This window comes from Kosakonia oryzae, from assembly GCF_001658025.2.
Classification (GTDB): Bacteria; Pseudomonadota; Gammaproteobacteria; order Enterobacterales; family Enterobacteriaceae; genus Kosakonia; species Kosakonia oryzae.
On record NZ_CP014007.2, the window covers coordinates 5,383,641 to 5,397,888 of the forward strand.

The following is a 14,248-nucleotide window of genomic DNA, read 5'->3' on the forward strand; positions in this document are numbered from 1 at the left end:
GATAATTAAGCAACAAAACACCGCCTCAACTCAACAATCCACAATTAAAAAGGCCATTTCAGTTTTAAACCGTTAAAATAAGCGTATAAAATAGAAAGAATCTTTATTCCTCATAAGAAAATCATATGGAAAATTATCAGATCGATAATCTGGACCGCGGCATCCTCGACGCGTTAATGGCCAATGCGCGCACCGCTTATGCGGAACTGGCCAAACAATTTGGCGTCAGCCCCGGCACCATTCATGTGCGTGTAGAAAAGATGAAGCAAGCCGGGATCATCACTGGCGCGCGTATCGATGTCAGCCCGAAGCAGCTCGGTTACGATGTCTGCTGCTTTATTGGCATCATTTTGAAGAGCGCGAAAGATTACCCTTCAGCGCTGGCGAAACTGGAAAGTCTGGAAGAAGTGACCGAAGCCTATTACACCACCGGCCACTACAGCATCTTTATAAAGGTGATGTGTCGATCCATTGATGCCCTGCAACAGGTACTTATCAACAAGATCCAAACAATTGATGAAATTCAGTCCACGGAAACATTGATCTCCCTGCAAAACCCTATCATGCGCACGATCCGCCCTTAACGGGGCGTTTTCGTCCTTCCTTAATACCCATATTGTCCACAGGTAGATCCCAGACCTTTCACAGCGTACAATACGCCTCACTTTGTCGCCGGATGGCGAATAAACGGAGCGGGGTTTTCATGGCGGATATCACTCTTATTAGCGGCAGCACCCTCGGCGGTGCGGAATATGTGGCGGAACACCTGGCTGAAAAGCTGGAAGATGCCGGTTATAGCACCGAGACGCTGCACGGCCCGCTATTAGAGGATCTTTCGCCACAGGGCATCTGGCTGGTGATCAGTTCCACCCATGGGGCTGGCGATCTGCCTGAGAACCTGCAACCGTTTTTAGACGATCTACAGGAACAGAAGCCGGATCTCGCCCAGGTGCGCTTTGGCGCGATCGGCATCGGTAGCCGCGAATATGACACCTTCTGCCAGGCAATCGAGAAGATTGAAGCCGCATTGAAGGCAAATGGCGCGAAACAGATCGGTGAAACACTGAAGATCAACATTCTTGAACACGATATTCCGGAGGATCCGGCGGAAGAATGGCTGGGATCCTGGAAAAATTTACTCAAGAACGATTAAAGATCGCGCGATCAGTTGTGGATAACTATACTCAAAAGGCCTTATTAACCGGTAGTTATCCAATGAATAACCCTTGTGTAGTTTTCAGCCTGTGTATAAACAGGCATTCTGATCCCAGCTTATACTGTTCAGGATCACCGATCATTCACAGCTAATGATCCTCTCTAATAAATTGATCTTACAGCGATGATCCGGGTTATCCACAAGACATCGCGATCCTAATAAGAGATCACAATAGAACAGATCTCTCTATATAAAAGATCTTCTTTTTAATACCCGGGATCCGGATCTTTCTCACTGGACTAAAGTTGAGTAGAATCCACGGCCCGGGCTTCAATCCAATTTCTAACCGCTTAGGCGAGGCATACCACCATGTTTTATCCGGATCCTTTTGACGTCATTATCATTGGCGGGGGTCATGCAGGTACTGAGGCCGCGATGGCCGCAGCACGTATGGGTCAACAGACTCTGCTTTTGACACACAATATCGACACGCTGGGGCAGATGAGCTGCAACCCGGCAATCGGCGGTATTGGGAAAGGACACCTGGTAAAAGAAGTGGATGCGCTCGGCGGGCTGATGGCGAAAGCGATCGATCAGGCGGGAATTCAGTTTAGGATACTAAACGCGAGCAAAGGCCCGGCGGTGCGCGCCACTCGTGCGCAGGCAGACCGCGTGCTTTACCGTCAGGCGGTACGCACCGCTCTGGAAAACCAGCCGAACCTGATGATCTTCCAGCAGGCGGTTGAAGATCTGATCGTGGAAAACGATCGCGTTGTTGGCGCAGTCACCCAGATGGGGCTGAAATTCCGCGCCAAAGCCGTGGTGCTGACGGTCGGAACATTCCTCGACGGTAAAATTCACATCGGCCTTGATAACTACAGTGGTGGCCGCGCTGGCGATCCGCCGTCTATTCCGCTCTCACGCCGCCTGCGTGAACTGCCGTTGCGCGTCAGCCGTCTGAAAACCGGGACGCCGCCGCGTATTGACGCCCGTACCATCGACTTCAGCGTTCTGGCGCAGCAGCACGGGGACAACCCGATGCCGGTATTCTCGTTTATGGGTAACGCCGCGCAGCATCCGCGTCAGGTACCATGCTATATCACGCATACCAATGAAAAAACCCATGACGTGATCCGTAATAACCTCGATCGTAGCCCGATGTACGCTGGTGTGATCGAAGGGATCGGTCCGCGTTACTGCCCATCGATCGAAGACAAAGTGATGCGCTTTGCCGATCGCAACCAACATCAGATCTTCCTGGAACCGGAAGGGCTGACCTCCAACGAAATTTATCCGAATGGTATCTCCACCAGCTTGCCGTTTGATGTGCAGATGCAAATTGTTCGTTCCATGCAGGGGATGGAAAACGCGAAGATCGTGCGCCCTGGCTATGCCATTGAGTACGATTTCTTTGACCCGCGTGATTTGAAGCCGACGCTGGAAAGCAAATATATCCATGGCCTGTTCTTTGCCGGACAGATTAACGGTACCACCGGTTACGAAGAAGCTGCTGCGCAAGGGTTATTGGCCGGTCTGAACGCCGGACGCTTCTCTGCTGAAAAAGAGGGCTGGGCGCCGCGTCGTGACCAGGCTTATCTCGGTGTGCTGGTGGACGATCTCTGCACACTCGGCACCAAAGAGCCGTACCGCATGTTCACCTCCCGCGCGGAGTATCGTCTGATGCTGCGCGAAGATAACGCTGACCTGCGTCTGACCGAGGCTGGTCGCGAGCTGGGTCTGGTGGACAATGAACGCTGGGCGCGCTTTAACGAGAAGCTGGAAACGATTGAACGTGAACGCCAGCGTCTGAAATCGCAGTGGGTTTCACCGACATCGGAACATGCTCCGGCGGTGAATGCGCATCTGACTGCGCCATTATCGCGTGAAGCCAGCGGTGAAGATCTGCTGCGTCGCCCGGAAATGACTTACGAACAACTGGTACAGTTGACACCGTTCGCGCCGGGTCTTGATGACCAGCAAGCAGCTGAACAGGTTGAAATCCAGGTGAAATACGAAGGTTACATTGCACGCCAGCAGGATGAGATCGAAAAACAACAGCGCAATGAAAACACGTTGTTGCCGGCATCGCTGGATTACCGTCAGGTGAATGGTCTGTCCAACGAAGTGATCGCCAAACTTAACGATCACAAACCTTCCTCGATCGGTCAGGCATCGCGTATTTCCGGCATCACGCCTGCGGCAATTTCCATTTTGCTGGTGTGGCTGAAAAAACAAGGTATGCTTCGCCGCAGCGCTTAACAACATTGCCCGGCAGCGCTTGCCGGGCCGACTGGACTTTTGGGACGGGAAGCATCGCGCTGCCCGCCGCTTAGTATCTCAACAGGTATTCACTGTGCTCAATAAACTCTCTCGTCTGCTGGATGAAGCAGGCATTTCGTTGTCGGTTGAACAGCAGAAACAGCTGGTGGCCTATGTCGAACTGCTGCACAAATGGAACAAGGCCTATAACCTGACCTCTGTGCGCGATCCGAACGAGATGCTCATCCGCCATATTCTCGACAGTATTGTCGTCGCGCCGTACCTGCAAGGGACGCGTTTTATCGATGTTGGCACTGGGCCGGGGTTACCGGGGATCCCGCTTTCGATCGTCCGTCCTGAATCCCATTTCACACTGCTCGACAGCCTGGGGAAACGCGTTCGTTTCTTACGCCAGGTACAGCATGAGCTGAAATTGGGCAACGTTGAGCCGGTTCAGAGCCGCGTTGAAGATTTCCCGGCCGAGCCGCCATTTGACGGTGTGATTAGCCGTGCCTTTGCCTCGCTGAATGATATGGTGAACTGGTGTCACCATTTGCCGGGCGAAGAGGGGCGTTTCTACGCGCTTAAAGGGCTGGTGCCGGAAGATGAGATCGCGCTGTTACCTGCGGAGCTAGCCGTTGAATCTATTGTTAAACTGAATGTTCCACACCTGGAAGGCGAACGTCATCTGGTGATCGTTAAGCCAAATAAAGTTTAATTTTTATCAAAAAATGTATCTTTCGTGCTGTTGCTGAGATGTTAAAAAATGCAGGGAAAAAGGGCGATACGTTCAGTTACATTTCACCGTCTTGTTACCAGGATTTTTCTGACATTTAACGTCCGGAATTTAATTCATGGAAATAATAGTCAACAGTGAAAATATCAGTCCGCTAAAAGTCGGCTGGCAGAATGAAATACGTATGTAAAATAATTATTATAAATGTCAATGAAAGGTTTTCGATGTATAGGCGGGTGTTTTAAAAAGAGTTGTGATAAATCGTCTTGAATATCATAAAGTTGAAAAGTGGTAATTTCTTTGCGTGATTAACTCTGTAGACGCATAAATGTTTAATTTGTGACCGAGCGCACGCTTTGTCGTTGGGTTTTTGGTGTTATTCGCACTTTTGCCCGACAGTTCACAGTTTCCTTAAAAGTTTAAAAATAGCGCTCGGGAAAAATATTTAAACATTTATTCACCTTTTTGCTACTTATTGTTTGAAATCACGAGGCCGCACCGTATAATTTGACCGCTTTTTGATGCTTGACTCCGGACCATAAAGAACGTTTTATACGACACGCGGCATACCTCAAAGGGAGCAGGAGTTAAGAAACGTCATGTCTGTGTCGCTTTATAGTCGAAACGTTGCTCGCAAGCTTCTGCTTATTCAGTTTCTGGCGGTAATGGCAAGTGGATTGCTGTTTAGCCTCAAAGACCCCTTCTGGGGCATTTCCGCCGTGTGCGGAGGTATGGCAGTCTTACTGCCGAATATGTTTTTTATGATTTTTGCCTGGCGTCATCAGGCGCATACACCTGCTAAAGGCCGCGTGGCCTGGACCTTCGCCTTCGGTGAAGCACTCAAGGTGTTGGTAACATTCTTGTTACTGGTGGTGGCGCTGGGGGTTTTTAAGGTGGCTTTTTTGCCGCTGATAGTCACGTGGGTTTCGGTGCTGGTTGTTCAGATACTGGCACCCGCTGTAATTAACAACAAAGGGTAAGAGGCATCATGTCTGCAGGAGAAATCTCTACACCACAGGAGTACATAGGCCACCATCTGAATAACCTTCAGATTGATCTTCGTACCTTCTCGATGGTGGATCCGCATAACCCCCCGGCCACCTTCTGGACGCTGAATATCGACTCCATGTTTTTCTCGGTGGTACTGGGTCTGTTGTTCCTGGTGATGTTCCGTAGCGTAGCGAAAAAAGCCACCAGCGGTGTCCCAGGGAAATTCCAGACGGCGATTGAGCTGGTTATTGGTTTTGTTCATGGTAGCGTTAAAGACATGTACCACGGCAAAAGCAAGCTTATCGCGCCACTGGCCCTGACGATTTTCGTCTGGGTATTCCTGATGAACCTGATGGATTTGCTGCCTATCGACCTGTTGCCGTACATCGCTGAACATGTACTGGGTCTTCCTGCGCTGCGCGTGGTGCCGTCTGCGGACGTCAACATCACCCTGTCTATGGCGTTGGGCGTGTTTATCCTGATTCTGTTCTACAGCATCAAAATGAAGGGTATTGGCGGTTTCGCTAAAGAGCTGACTCTCCAGCCGTTCAACCATCCGGTATTTATTCCGGTAAACCTTATCCTTGAGGGCGTGAGCCTGCTGTCCAAACCGGTTTCTCTCGGTCTGCGACTGTTTGGCAACATGTACGCGGGTGAGTTGATTTTCATTCTGATCGCAGGTCTTCTGCCGTGGTGGTCACAGTGGGTTCTGAATGTGCCATGGGCCATTTTCCACATCCTGATTATTACGCTGCAAGCCTTTATCTTCATGGTTCTGACGATTGTCTATCTGTCGATGGCATCAGAAGAGCATTGATTTTTAACAACACTACTACGTTTTAACTGAAACAAACTGGAGACTGTCATGGAAAACCTGAATATGGATCTGCTGTACTTGGCTGCCGCTGTGATGATGGGTCTGGCGGCAATCGGTGCTGCGATCGGTATCGGCATCCTCGGGGGTAAATTCCTGGAAGGCGCAGCGCGTCAACCGGATCTGATTCCTCTGCTGCGTACTCAGTTCTTTATCGTAATGGGTCTGGTGGATGCTATCCCAATGATCGCTGTAGGTCTGGGTCTGTACGTGATGTTTGCTGTCGCGTAGTAAGGGTTGCTTTACAAGCAATTGTTTAGAACGTTAACCAGATAAGAGGCATTGTGCTGTGAATCTAAACGCAACAATCCTCGGCCAGGCCATCGCGTTTGTCCTGTTCGTTCTGTTCTGCATGAAGTATGTATGGCCGCCGTTAATGGCTGCCATCGAAAAACGTCAGAAAGAAATTGCTGACGGTCTTGCTTCCGCAGAACGAGCTAAAAAGGATTTGGATCTTGCACAGGCCAATGCGACCGACCAGCTGAAAAAAGCGAAAGCTGAAGCTCAGGTTATCATTGAACAGGCGAACAAACGCCGTGCTCAGATCCTGGATGAAGCGAAAGCAGAAGCCGAGCAGGAACGTAACAAAATCGTCGCGCAAGCGCAGGCTGAAATTGATGCCGAGCGTAAACGTGCGCGCGAAGAGCTGCGTAAACAGGTGGCTCTGCTGGCAGTAGCCGGCGCCGAGAAGATCATCGAACGTTCCGTGGATGAAGCTGCTAACAGCGACATCGTGAATAAACTGGTCGCTGAACTGTAAGGAGGAGGGGCTGATGTCTGAATTTGTAACGGTAGCTCGCCCCTACGCCAAAGCAGCTTTTGACTTTGCCGTCGAAAACCAGAGCGTTGACCGCTGGCAGGATATGCTGGCGTTCGCTGCCGAGGTGACGAAAAATGAACACATGGCCGAGCTTCTCTCTGGTGCTTTAGCACCGGAAACGCTCGCTAAGTCGTTTATCGCAGTCTGTGGGGAGCAACTTGACGACAAAGGTCAGAACCTGATTCGGGTGATGGCTGAAAACGGTCGTATCAAGGTGCTTCCTGATGTTCTTGAGCAGTTTATTCAATTGCGTGCAGCCAGCGAGGCTATTGCAGAAGTTGATGTGACTTCTGCAACTGCACTGAGTGAAGAACAGCTTTCGAAAATCAGCGCCGCGATGGAAAAACGTCTGTCACGCAAAGTGAAGCTGAATTGCAATATCGATAAGTCTGTAATGGCAGGTGTAATCATCCGTGCGGGTGATATGGTCATTGATGGCAGCGTTCGCGGCCGTCTTGAGCGCCTTGCAGACGTCTTGCAGTCTTAAGGGGACTGGAGCATGCAACTGAATTCCACCGAAATCAGCGAACTGATCAAGCAGCGCATTGCTCAGTTCAGTGTTGTGAGTGAAGCTCACAACGAAGGTACTATTGTTTCTGTAAGCGACGGTGTTATCCGTATTCACGGCCTGGCCGATTGTATGCAGGGTGAAATGATCTCCCTGCCGGGTAACCGTTACGCTATCGCACTGAACCTGGAGCGCGACTCCGTGGGTGCAGTTGTGATGGGTCCGTATGCTGACCTCGCCGAAGGCATGAAGGTTAAGTGTACTGGCCGTATTCTTGAAGTTCCGGTTGGCCGTGGCCTGCTGGGTCGCGTGGTGAACACCCTGGGTGCGCCAATCGACGGTAAAGGTCCGGTTGATAATGACGGCTTCGCTGCCGTAGAAGCTATCGCACCGGGCGTTATCGATCGTCAATCCGTTGATCAGCCGGTACAGACCGGTTACAAATCCGTTGACGCCATGATCCCAATCGGTCGTGGTCAGCGTGAATTGATCATCGGCGACCGTCAGACCGGTAAAACTGCGCTGGCAATCGATGCCATCATCAACCAGCGTGATTCCGGCATTAAATGTATCTACGTTGCTATCGGCCAGAAAGCGTCCACCATCTCTAACGTGGTGCGTAAGCTGGAAGAGCACGGTGCGCTGTCTAACACCATCGTTGTTGTGGCAACCGCGTCTGAATCCGCTGCACTGCAATACCTGGCTCCGTATGCTGGTTGCGCAATGGGCGAATATTTCCGCGATCGCGGCGAAGATGCACTGATCATTTATGATGACCTGTCTAAACAGGCAGTTGCATACCGTCAGATCTCCCTGCTGCTCCGTCGTCCGCCTGGACGTGAAGCATTCCCGGGCGACGTATTCTACCTCCACTCCCGTCTGCTGGAACGTGCTGCGCGCGTTAACGTGGAATACGTTGAAAGCTTCACTAAAGGTGAAGTGAAAGGTAAAACCGGTTCTCTGACCGCGCTGCCGATTATCGAAACGCAAGCTGGTGACGTTTCCGCGTTCGTTCCGACTAACGTAATTTCTATTACCGATGGTCAGATCTTCCTGGAATCCAACCTGTTTAACGCCGGTATTCGTCCTGCGGTAAACCCGGGTATTTCCGTATCCCGTGTAGGTGGTGCAGCGCAGACCAAGATCATGAAAAAACTGTCCGGTGGTATTCGTACCGCTCTGGCTCAGTATCGTGAACTGGCAGCGTTCTCTCAGTTTGCTTCCGACCTTGACGATGCAACCCGTAAACAGCTCGACCACGGTCAGAAAGTGACCGAGTTGCTGAAACAGAAACAGTATGCGCCGATGTCTGTCGCGCAGCAGGCTCTGGTTCTGTTCGCGGCTGAACGCGGTTACCTGGCGGATGTTGAACTGGCGAAAATCGGTAGCTTTGAAGCCGCTCTGCTGGCTTACGTTGACCGTGACCACGCTCCGCTGATGCAAGAGATCAACCAGACCGGTGGCTATAACGACGAGATCGAAGGCAAGCTGAAAGGCATCCTCGACTCCTTTAAAGCAACCCAGTCCTGGTAACGTCTGGCGGCTTGCCTTAGGGCAGGCCGCAAGGCATTGAGGAGAAGCTCATGGCCGGCGCAAAAGAGATACGTAGTAAGATCGCAAGCGTCCAGAACACGCAAAAGATCACTAAAGCGATGGAGATGGTCGCCGCTTCCAAAATGCGTAAATCGCAGGACAGAATGGCGGCCAGCCGTCCTTATGCAGATACCATGCGCAAAGTGATTGGTCACCTTGCTCACGGTAATCTGGAATATAAGCACCCTTACCTGGAAGAACGCGACGTCAAACGCGTGGGCTACCTGGTGGTGTCGACCGACCGTGGTCTGTGTGGCGGCTTGAACATTAACCTGTTCAAAAAACTGCTGGCGGATATGAAAGCATGGTCCGATAAAGGCGTTCAGAGCGAACTCGCAATGATCGGCTCCAAGGGCGTTGCGTTCTTTAATTCCGTCGGCGCGAACGTTGTCGCGCAGGTGACAGGTATGGGGGATACCCCTTCTCTGTCCGAACTGATTGGACCGGTAAAAGTGATGTTGCAGGCCTATGACGAAGGCCGTCTGGACAAGCTTTATATTGTCAGCAACAAATTTATCAACACCATGTCTCAGGTGCCAACCATCACCCAACTGCTGCCGCTGCCGGCTTCAGAGGATGAAGGCTTGAAGCATAAAGCCTGGGATTATCTGTATGAACCAGACCCGAAAGCGCTGCTGGATACCCTGCTGCGTCGTTACGTCGAGTCTCAGGTTTATCAGGGTGTTGTGGAAAACCTGGCCAGCGAGCAGGCCGCACGTATGGTGGCGATGAAAGCCGCAACCGATAATGGTGGCAGCCTGATTAAAGAGCTGCAGTTGGTATACAACAAGGCTCGTCAGGCCAGCATTACTCAGGAACTCACCGAGATCGTCGGTGGTGCATCCGCGGTATAACCAGGTTAATTCGTAGAGGATTCAAGATGGCTACTGGAAAAATTGTCCAGGTAATCGGCGCCGTAGTTGACGTCGAATTCCCTCAGGATGCCGTACCGCGTGTGTACGATGCTCTTGAGGTGCAAAATGGTAATGATCGTCTGGTGCTGGAAGTTCAGCAGCAGCTCGGCGGCGGTATCGTACGTACCATCGCAATGGGTTCCTCCGACGGTCTGCGTCGCGGTCTGGAAGTTAAAGACCTCGAGCACCCGATCGAAGTCCCGGTAGGTAAAGCAACACTGGGTCGTATCATGAACGTACTGGGTGAACCAGTAGACATGAAAGGCGAAATCGGTGAAGAAGAGCGTTGGGCTATCCACCGCGCAGCACCGACCTATGAAGAGTTGTCAAGCTCTCAGGAACTGCTGGAAACCGGCATCAAAGTTATCGACCTGATGTGTCCGTTTGCTAAGGGCGGTAAAGTCGGTCTGTTCGGTGGTGCGGGCGTAGGTAAAACCGTAAACATGATGGAGCTGATCCGTAACATCGCGATCGAGCACTCCGGTTATTCTGTGTTTGCGGGCGTGGGTGAACGTACTCGTGAGGGTAACGACTTCTACCACGAAATGACCGACTCCAACGTTATCGACAAAGTATCCCTGGTGTATGGCCAGATGAACGAGCCGCCGGGAAACCGTCTGCGCGTTGCGCTGACCGGTCTGACCATGGCAGAGAAATTCCGTGACGAAGGTCGTGACGTTCTGCTGTTCGTCGACAACATTTATCGTTATACCCTCGCCGGTACTGAAGTATCCGCACTGCTGGGCCGTATGCCTTCAGCGGTAGGTTACCAGCCGACGCTGGCAGAAGAGATGGGCGTGTTGCAGGAGCGTATTACCTCCACCAAAACTGGCTCCATCACCTCTGTTCAGGCGGTATACGTACCTGCGGATGACTTGACTGACCCGTCTCCGGCAACCACCTTTGCGCACCTTGACGCAACCGTGGTACTGAGCCGTCAGATCGCGTCTCTGGGTATCTACCCGGCCGTTGACCCGCTGGATTCCACCAGCCGTCAGCTGGATCCGCTGGTTGTTGGCCAGGAACACTATGATGTTGCGCGTGGCGTTCAGTCTCTGCTGCAACGTTATCAGGAACTGAAAGACATCATCGCCATCCTGGGTATGGATGAACTGTCTGAAGACGACAAACTGGTGGTAGCTCGCGCACGTAAGATCCAGCGCTTCCTGTCCCAGCCGTTCTTCGTAGCGGAAGTATTCACCGGTTCTCCGGGTAAATACGTTTCCCTGAAAGACACCATCCGTGGCTTTAAAGGCATCATGGAAGGCGAATACGATCACCTGCCGGAGCAGGCGTTCTACATGGTCGGTTCCATCGACGAAGTCGTGGAAAAAGCCAAAAAACTTTAACGCCTTAATCGGAGGGTGATATGGCAATGACTTACCACCTGGACGTCGTCAGCGCAGAGTCACAAATGTTCTCTGGTCTGGTCGAAAAAATCCAGGTAACGGGTAGCGAAGGTGAACTGGGTATTTTCCCGGGTCACGCGCCGCTGCTCACCGCCATTAAGCCTGGTATGATCCGCATCGTGAAACAGCACGGTCATGAAGAGTTTATCTATCTGTCTGGCGGCATTCTTGAAGTGCAGCCTGGCACAGTGACCGTTCTGGCTGATACTGCTATTCGTGGTCAGGATCTCGACGAAGCGCGAGCCCTGGAATCGAAACGCAAAGCAGAAGAGCACATTAAATCTTCTCACGGTGACGTGGATTACGCTCAGGCGTCTGCGGAACTGGCGAAAGCTATCGCGAAACTGCGTGTTATCGAGTTGACGAAAAAAGCGATGTAACACCGGCTTGAACGTTAAAAGCCAGTCTGGTTTCCAGGCTGGCTTTTTTTATGGCTGCGTTTCAGAAAAAGCAGAACTGAAAATGCGTTTTATTATTTTGTGATGTGCATCACAAAAATGTTGATCGGTTAAAAAATGAGGCGTAGACTTATTTTTGTGACGTGAATCACAAAAAAATACTCTCACTTATCAGGACGCCATCATGAAACTGATCAACAAAATCATCGCTCTTTTCAGCAACATGAACATCTCTTTCGGTACGTTCAACCACTAATGTGCTGATATGCTGAGTGGCGCCGCGCTTACTGTTGTGTGATAAGCGAAGCGCCATCAGGCATCACTGGCTGAGTTGCGCCAGATACGGTTTACTATCCAGCTCTTTTTTCGCCAGATTTACGCTTTTACCGTCGACGATAAAGTAGTTCGTCGCATCCACATTCCCCACCACCGCATCATCATATTTCCCCGGCTTACTGCGCACAGAGATATTGCCGCTAAACACGCCCTGCGTTGATGCATCGCCATACGGGCCTGGACGAAAGATGAAATTAAAGCGTTGGTTATCGATAGCAATATTATTCTCTATCCGCAGTTTCCCTGGGTTGAAGTTATCGGTGAAACCATCCAGATGATTACCCGTCGCCTTGCTGTTACGAACCTGATGTGCGACCGGTTGCCCCTCTCCCCCCAGTTTGAAACCGTTGCTGGTATTATTGCTGGCAATAGAATCCTCGATCACCACAACGCCATTTGCGCCATCCTCGATTTTGTTAAACAGGTCAAAACCATCATCAATATTGTCGTGCGAATAGCAGCGTTTCAGGCGATTGCCTTCACCAACGCGCATCTTCACGGCAAAACCATCTGCGTTAATTTTCCCCGGATCTTCATTACCCCAGGATTCCGAATCGACAACGAGGTTGTTGCTCGCCCACAGGGCCCGGCCCACTTTTTCCGGTGATGAAATCTGAATACCCGTATCATCATTACGCCAGGCGACCACTTTTTCGATAACGTTATGGCTGCCCTGAATACGTAAACTTTTCTCGGTCACCTCTATCCCTTTGATGTGCCAGTAACTAGCGTCAACCAGCAAGCCGTGGATTACGGCTTTTCCATCCGCTTGCAGGATTTTCTGTTTATCGCGCAGCCCACTGGCGGAAAGAGGGATCTCTGTCTGCGCATAATCTCCGGCTTGCAACACAATTTTGCCGCCAGGCGGCAGTAAACGAATCGCGCTGGTCAGATCCAGCGGGGATGCCACCGTACCTTCACCTTCGCTTTTACCCTGCGGCGTGACATACAGCGTTGCAGTTGTCGGGCCGGCAATTTTCTCTACCTTAATTTGCTGGCTGACAGGCGTATTGTCGCTGATGCTGGTGGGCGTAAATGTCACTGAAAACGTGGCATTGCCACTCAGTGTGGCAGGCACGGTATACATCTCCCCCGCTTTAACCGGTTTTTCATTACCGATCACCACTTCGTCCTGGCGGGTGCTGAACAGGCCATCATAATTGGCTCGTGCCTGTAATGTGTATGTGTCGCTGGTGCTTTGCTCAGGAGAGGCAATTTGCACCACGACCGGAAGTGGTTTAGCTTGCCAGGGTTTTGTCACAGCGGTATGCGCCATTGACGTGGTCAACGAAGCATCGTTGATGGTGATTTTGGCATTACGCGAGGCAAAGAAACCGACGTAGTAGCGATCTTTATCCTGTACCGAGATCAGATCTGCGCGCGGAACACTGCGGCTAACCCATTGGTCGCTACCTTGCGGTGCCCAGGCCGTGATAAAACCGTCGTTGGTGCGCTCCAGTTTCAGGCGAAAGGTTGGCGTCTGGCGCAGATCAACCTCTTCCTGATAGCTCTGTTTCACGATTGCCGCGCCAGCATTGCCCCAGGGCTGCGTGATCCCTTCACGGGTGATCGCCTGCATCTTCACGCGAAAATTGTCTTTTTTATCCTGCGTCATGATGGCATTCATCACCATATTCGACGCCGCAGGAAACTCCTCATAACCTTCTTTAAGCGGCTGCTGACGCGGATGGCCAATCACGTCACGCACCAATAACCCGGCGCCTTCTTGCGCTGCGGGTTTCGCGCCGTTTTCCGGGCCGAACTGCTCAACGGTCACTGTGGCCTGTAAAACGAAGTTTTCACTGCCAGGTAGAGTGGTATAAAAGAACGTCAGGCCATCATGAGAGTTAGCGATTTTACCACCGCGGCTTTCGAGGGTAACGGGTCTGGAGAGATCGGCACTATCCGTTACGGAGAGTTTTTTGCCGTCGATGGTGACATCATTCACGCCAATCTTTTCCGGCAGAACATTCGATGAAAAGTTCACGTCGGTCGATTGGCCAAAAGCGATGGCTTTCCAGACTGCTGCTGAGGTCGGAAAAGCAATAAGTGAGCTGCAAACCGTTAAAGCCAGAGGTATTTTATAATTCATTTTATTCTCCTGAGTGATTATTGCCCGCCATTATCATCAAGATGAAACGCTGTTTCTTTTTTGTACGTCACAATCTTCAATGACCGAAACGGTGTTTTGTTTTTGTTTAATCTTTATTCAGGATGAAAAAAAACAGCTAACCCATTGTATGAATTAGCGGCAA

At 51.2% G+C, this 14,248-nt stretch carries 14 protein-coding genes; 13 read left to right on the plus strand and 1 reads right to left on the minus strand.

All coding sequences use genetic code 11. The annotated features are described in order from the left end of the window. The first annotated feature begins 125 nt into the window (after positions 1–125). From asnC to AWR26_RS25570, 13 genes are all read left to right on the plus strand, one after another. Positions 126–584, plus strand: coding sequence for a transcriptional regulator AsnC (gene asnC / locus AWR26_RS25510; protein WP_007369362.1), 459 nt, complete (start codon positions 126–128; stop codon positions 582–584). Between the two features lie 119 nt (positions 585–703). Next, entirely contained in the window at positions 704–1,153 is a 450-nt protein-coding gene (gene mioC, locus AWR26_RS25515; protein ID WP_043955983.1) for an FMN-binding protein MioC, read from the plus strand. 372 nt (positions 1,154–1,525) lie between these two features. Next, positions 1,526–3,415, plus strand: coding sequence for a tRNA uridine-5-carboxymethylaminomethyl(34) synthesis enzyme MnmG (mnmG, locus tag AWR26_RS25520; protein WP_064568909.1), 1,890 nt, complete (start codon positions 1,526–1,528; stop codon positions 3,413–3,415). A gap of 94 nt (positions 3,416–3,509) precedes the next feature. Next, positions 3,510–4,133 (plus strand): 16S rRNA (guanine(527)-N(7))-methyltransferase RsmG, encoded by a 624-nt coding sequence (rsmG, locus tag AWR26_RS25525; RefSeq protein WP_043955985.1) that lies wholly within the window; start codon positions 3,510–3,512, stop codon positions 4,131–4,133. 617 nt (positions 4,134–4,750) lie between these two features. Further along, positions 4,751–5,131, plus strand: coding sequence for a F0F1 ATP synthase subunit I (gene atpI / locus AWR26_RS25530; RefSeq protein ID WP_035941962.1), 381 nt, complete (start codon positions 4,751–4,753; stop codon positions 5,129–5,131). Positions 5,132–5,139: 8 nt separating this feature from the next. Further along, on the plus strand, positions 5,140–5,958 hold the full coding sequence (gene atpB / locus AWR26_RS25535; protein ID WP_064568910.1) for a F0F1 ATP synthase subunit A: 819 nt from the start codon (positions 5,140–5,142) through the stop codon (positions 5,956–5,958). A gap of 48 nt (positions 5,959–6,006) precedes the next feature. Further along, on the plus strand, positions 6,007–6,246 hold the full coding sequence (gene atpE / locus AWR26_RS25540; RefSeq protein ID WP_007369368.1) for a F0F1 ATP synthase subunit C: 240 nt from the start codon (positions 6,007–6,009) through the stop codon (positions 6,244–6,246). 58 nt (positions 6,247–6,304) lie between these two features. Beyond that, a complete protein-coding gene (gene atpF, locus AWR26_RS25545) occupies positions 6,305–6,775 on the plus strand; it encodes a F0F1 ATP synthase subunit B (RefSeq protein WP_007369369.1) in 471 nt (156 codons plus the stop codon). A gap of 13 nt (positions 6,776–6,788) precedes the next feature. Continuing rightward, a complete protein-coding gene (gene atpH, locus AWR26_RS25550) occupies positions 6,789–7,322 on the plus strand; it encodes a F0F1 ATP synthase subunit delta (RefSeq protein ID WP_007369370.1) in 534 nt (177 codons plus the stop codon). A 12-nt stretch (positions 7,323–7,334) separates the two neighbouring features. Then, the gene (gene atpA / locus AWR26_RS25555; protein WP_007369371.1) at positions 7,335–8,876 is read left to right on the plus strand and encodes a F0F1 ATP synthase subunit alpha; all 1,542 of its coding nucleotides are present in this window, start codon (positions 7,335–7,337) and stop codon (positions 8,874–8,876) included. Positions 8,877–8,926: 50 nt separating this feature from the next. Continuing rightward, on the plus strand, positions 8,927–9,790 hold the full coding sequence (gene atpG, locus AWR26_RS25560; protein ID WP_043955986.1) for a F0F1 ATP synthase subunit gamma: 864 nt from the start codon (positions 8,927–8,929) through the stop codon (positions 9,788–9,790). Between the two features lie 26 nt (positions 9,791–9,816). Beyond that, positions 9,817–11,199: a F0F1 ATP synthase subunit beta gene (gene atpD, locus AWR26_RS25565; RefSeq protein ID WP_064568911.1), complete on the plus strand. Its 1,383-nt coding sequence runs from the start codon at positions 9,817–9,819 to the stop codon at positions 11,197–11,199. 20 nt (positions 11,200–11,219) lie between these two features. Next, entirely contained in the window at positions 11,220–11,639 is a 420-nt protein-coding gene (locus tag AWR26_RS25570) for a F0F1 ATP synthase subunit epsilon (RefSeq protein ID WP_064568912.1), read from the plus strand. Between the two features lie 337 nt (positions 11,640–11,976). On the opposite strand, the gene AWR26_RS25575 is transcribed toward AWR26_RS25570, so the two are convergent. Then, complete coding sequence (locus AWR26_RS25575; protein WP_064568913.1) at positions 11,977–14,085, minus strand: right-handed parallel beta-helix repeat-containing protein; 2,109 nt, start codon at positions 14,083–14,085, stop codon at positions 11,977–11,979. Positions 14,086–14,248 lie beyond the last annotated feature (163 nt).

Excerpts from the sequence above, each read along its gene's own strand:
- asnC (WP_007369362.1), top strand. The coding sequence starts at position 126 with ATGGAAAATTATCAGATCGATAATCTGGACCGCGGCATCCTCGACGCG.
- mioC (WP_043955983.1), top strand. The coding sequence starts at position 704 with ATGGCGGATATCACTCTTATTAGCGGCAGCACCCTCGGCGGTGCGGAA.
- mnmG (WP_064568909.1), top strand. The coding sequence starts at position 1,526 with ATGTTTTATCCGGATCCTTTTGACGTCATTATCATTGGCGGGGGTCAT.
- atpI (WP_035941962.1), top strand. The coding sequence starts at position 4,751 with ATGTCTGTGTCGCTTTATAGTCGAAACGTTGCTCGCAAGCTTCTGCTT.
- atpB (WP_064568910.1), top strand. The coding sequence starts at position 5,140 with ATGTCTGCAGGAGAAATCTCTACACCACAGGAGTACATAGGCCACCAT.
- atpE (WP_007369368.1), top strand. The coding sequence starts at position 6,007 with ATGGAAAACCTGAATATGGATCTGCTGTACTTGGCTGCCGCTGTGATG.
- atpH (WP_007369370.1), top strand. The coding sequence starts at position 6,789 with ATGTCTGAATTTGTAACGGTAGCTCGCCCCTACGCCAAAGCAGCTTTT.
- atpA (WP_007369371.1), top strand. The coding sequence starts at position 7,335 with ATGCAACTGAATTCCACCGAAATCAGCGAACTGATCAAGCAGCGCATT.
- atpG (WP_043955986.1), top strand. The coding sequence starts at position 8,927 with ATGGCCGGCGCAAAAGAGATACGTAGTAAGATCGCAAGCGTCCAGAAC.
- atpD (WP_064568911.1), top strand. The coding sequence starts at position 9,817 with ATGGCTACTGGAAAAATTGTCCAGGTAATCGGCGCCGTAGTTGACGTC.
- AWR26_RS25570 (WP_064568912.1), top strand. The coding sequence starts at position 11,220 with ATGGCAATGACTTACCACCTGGACGTCGTCAGCGCAGAGTCACAAATG.
- AWR26_RS25575 (WP_064568913.1), bottom strand. The coding sequence starts at position 14,085 with ATGAATTATAAAATACCTCTGGCTTTAACGGTTTGCAGCTCACTTATT.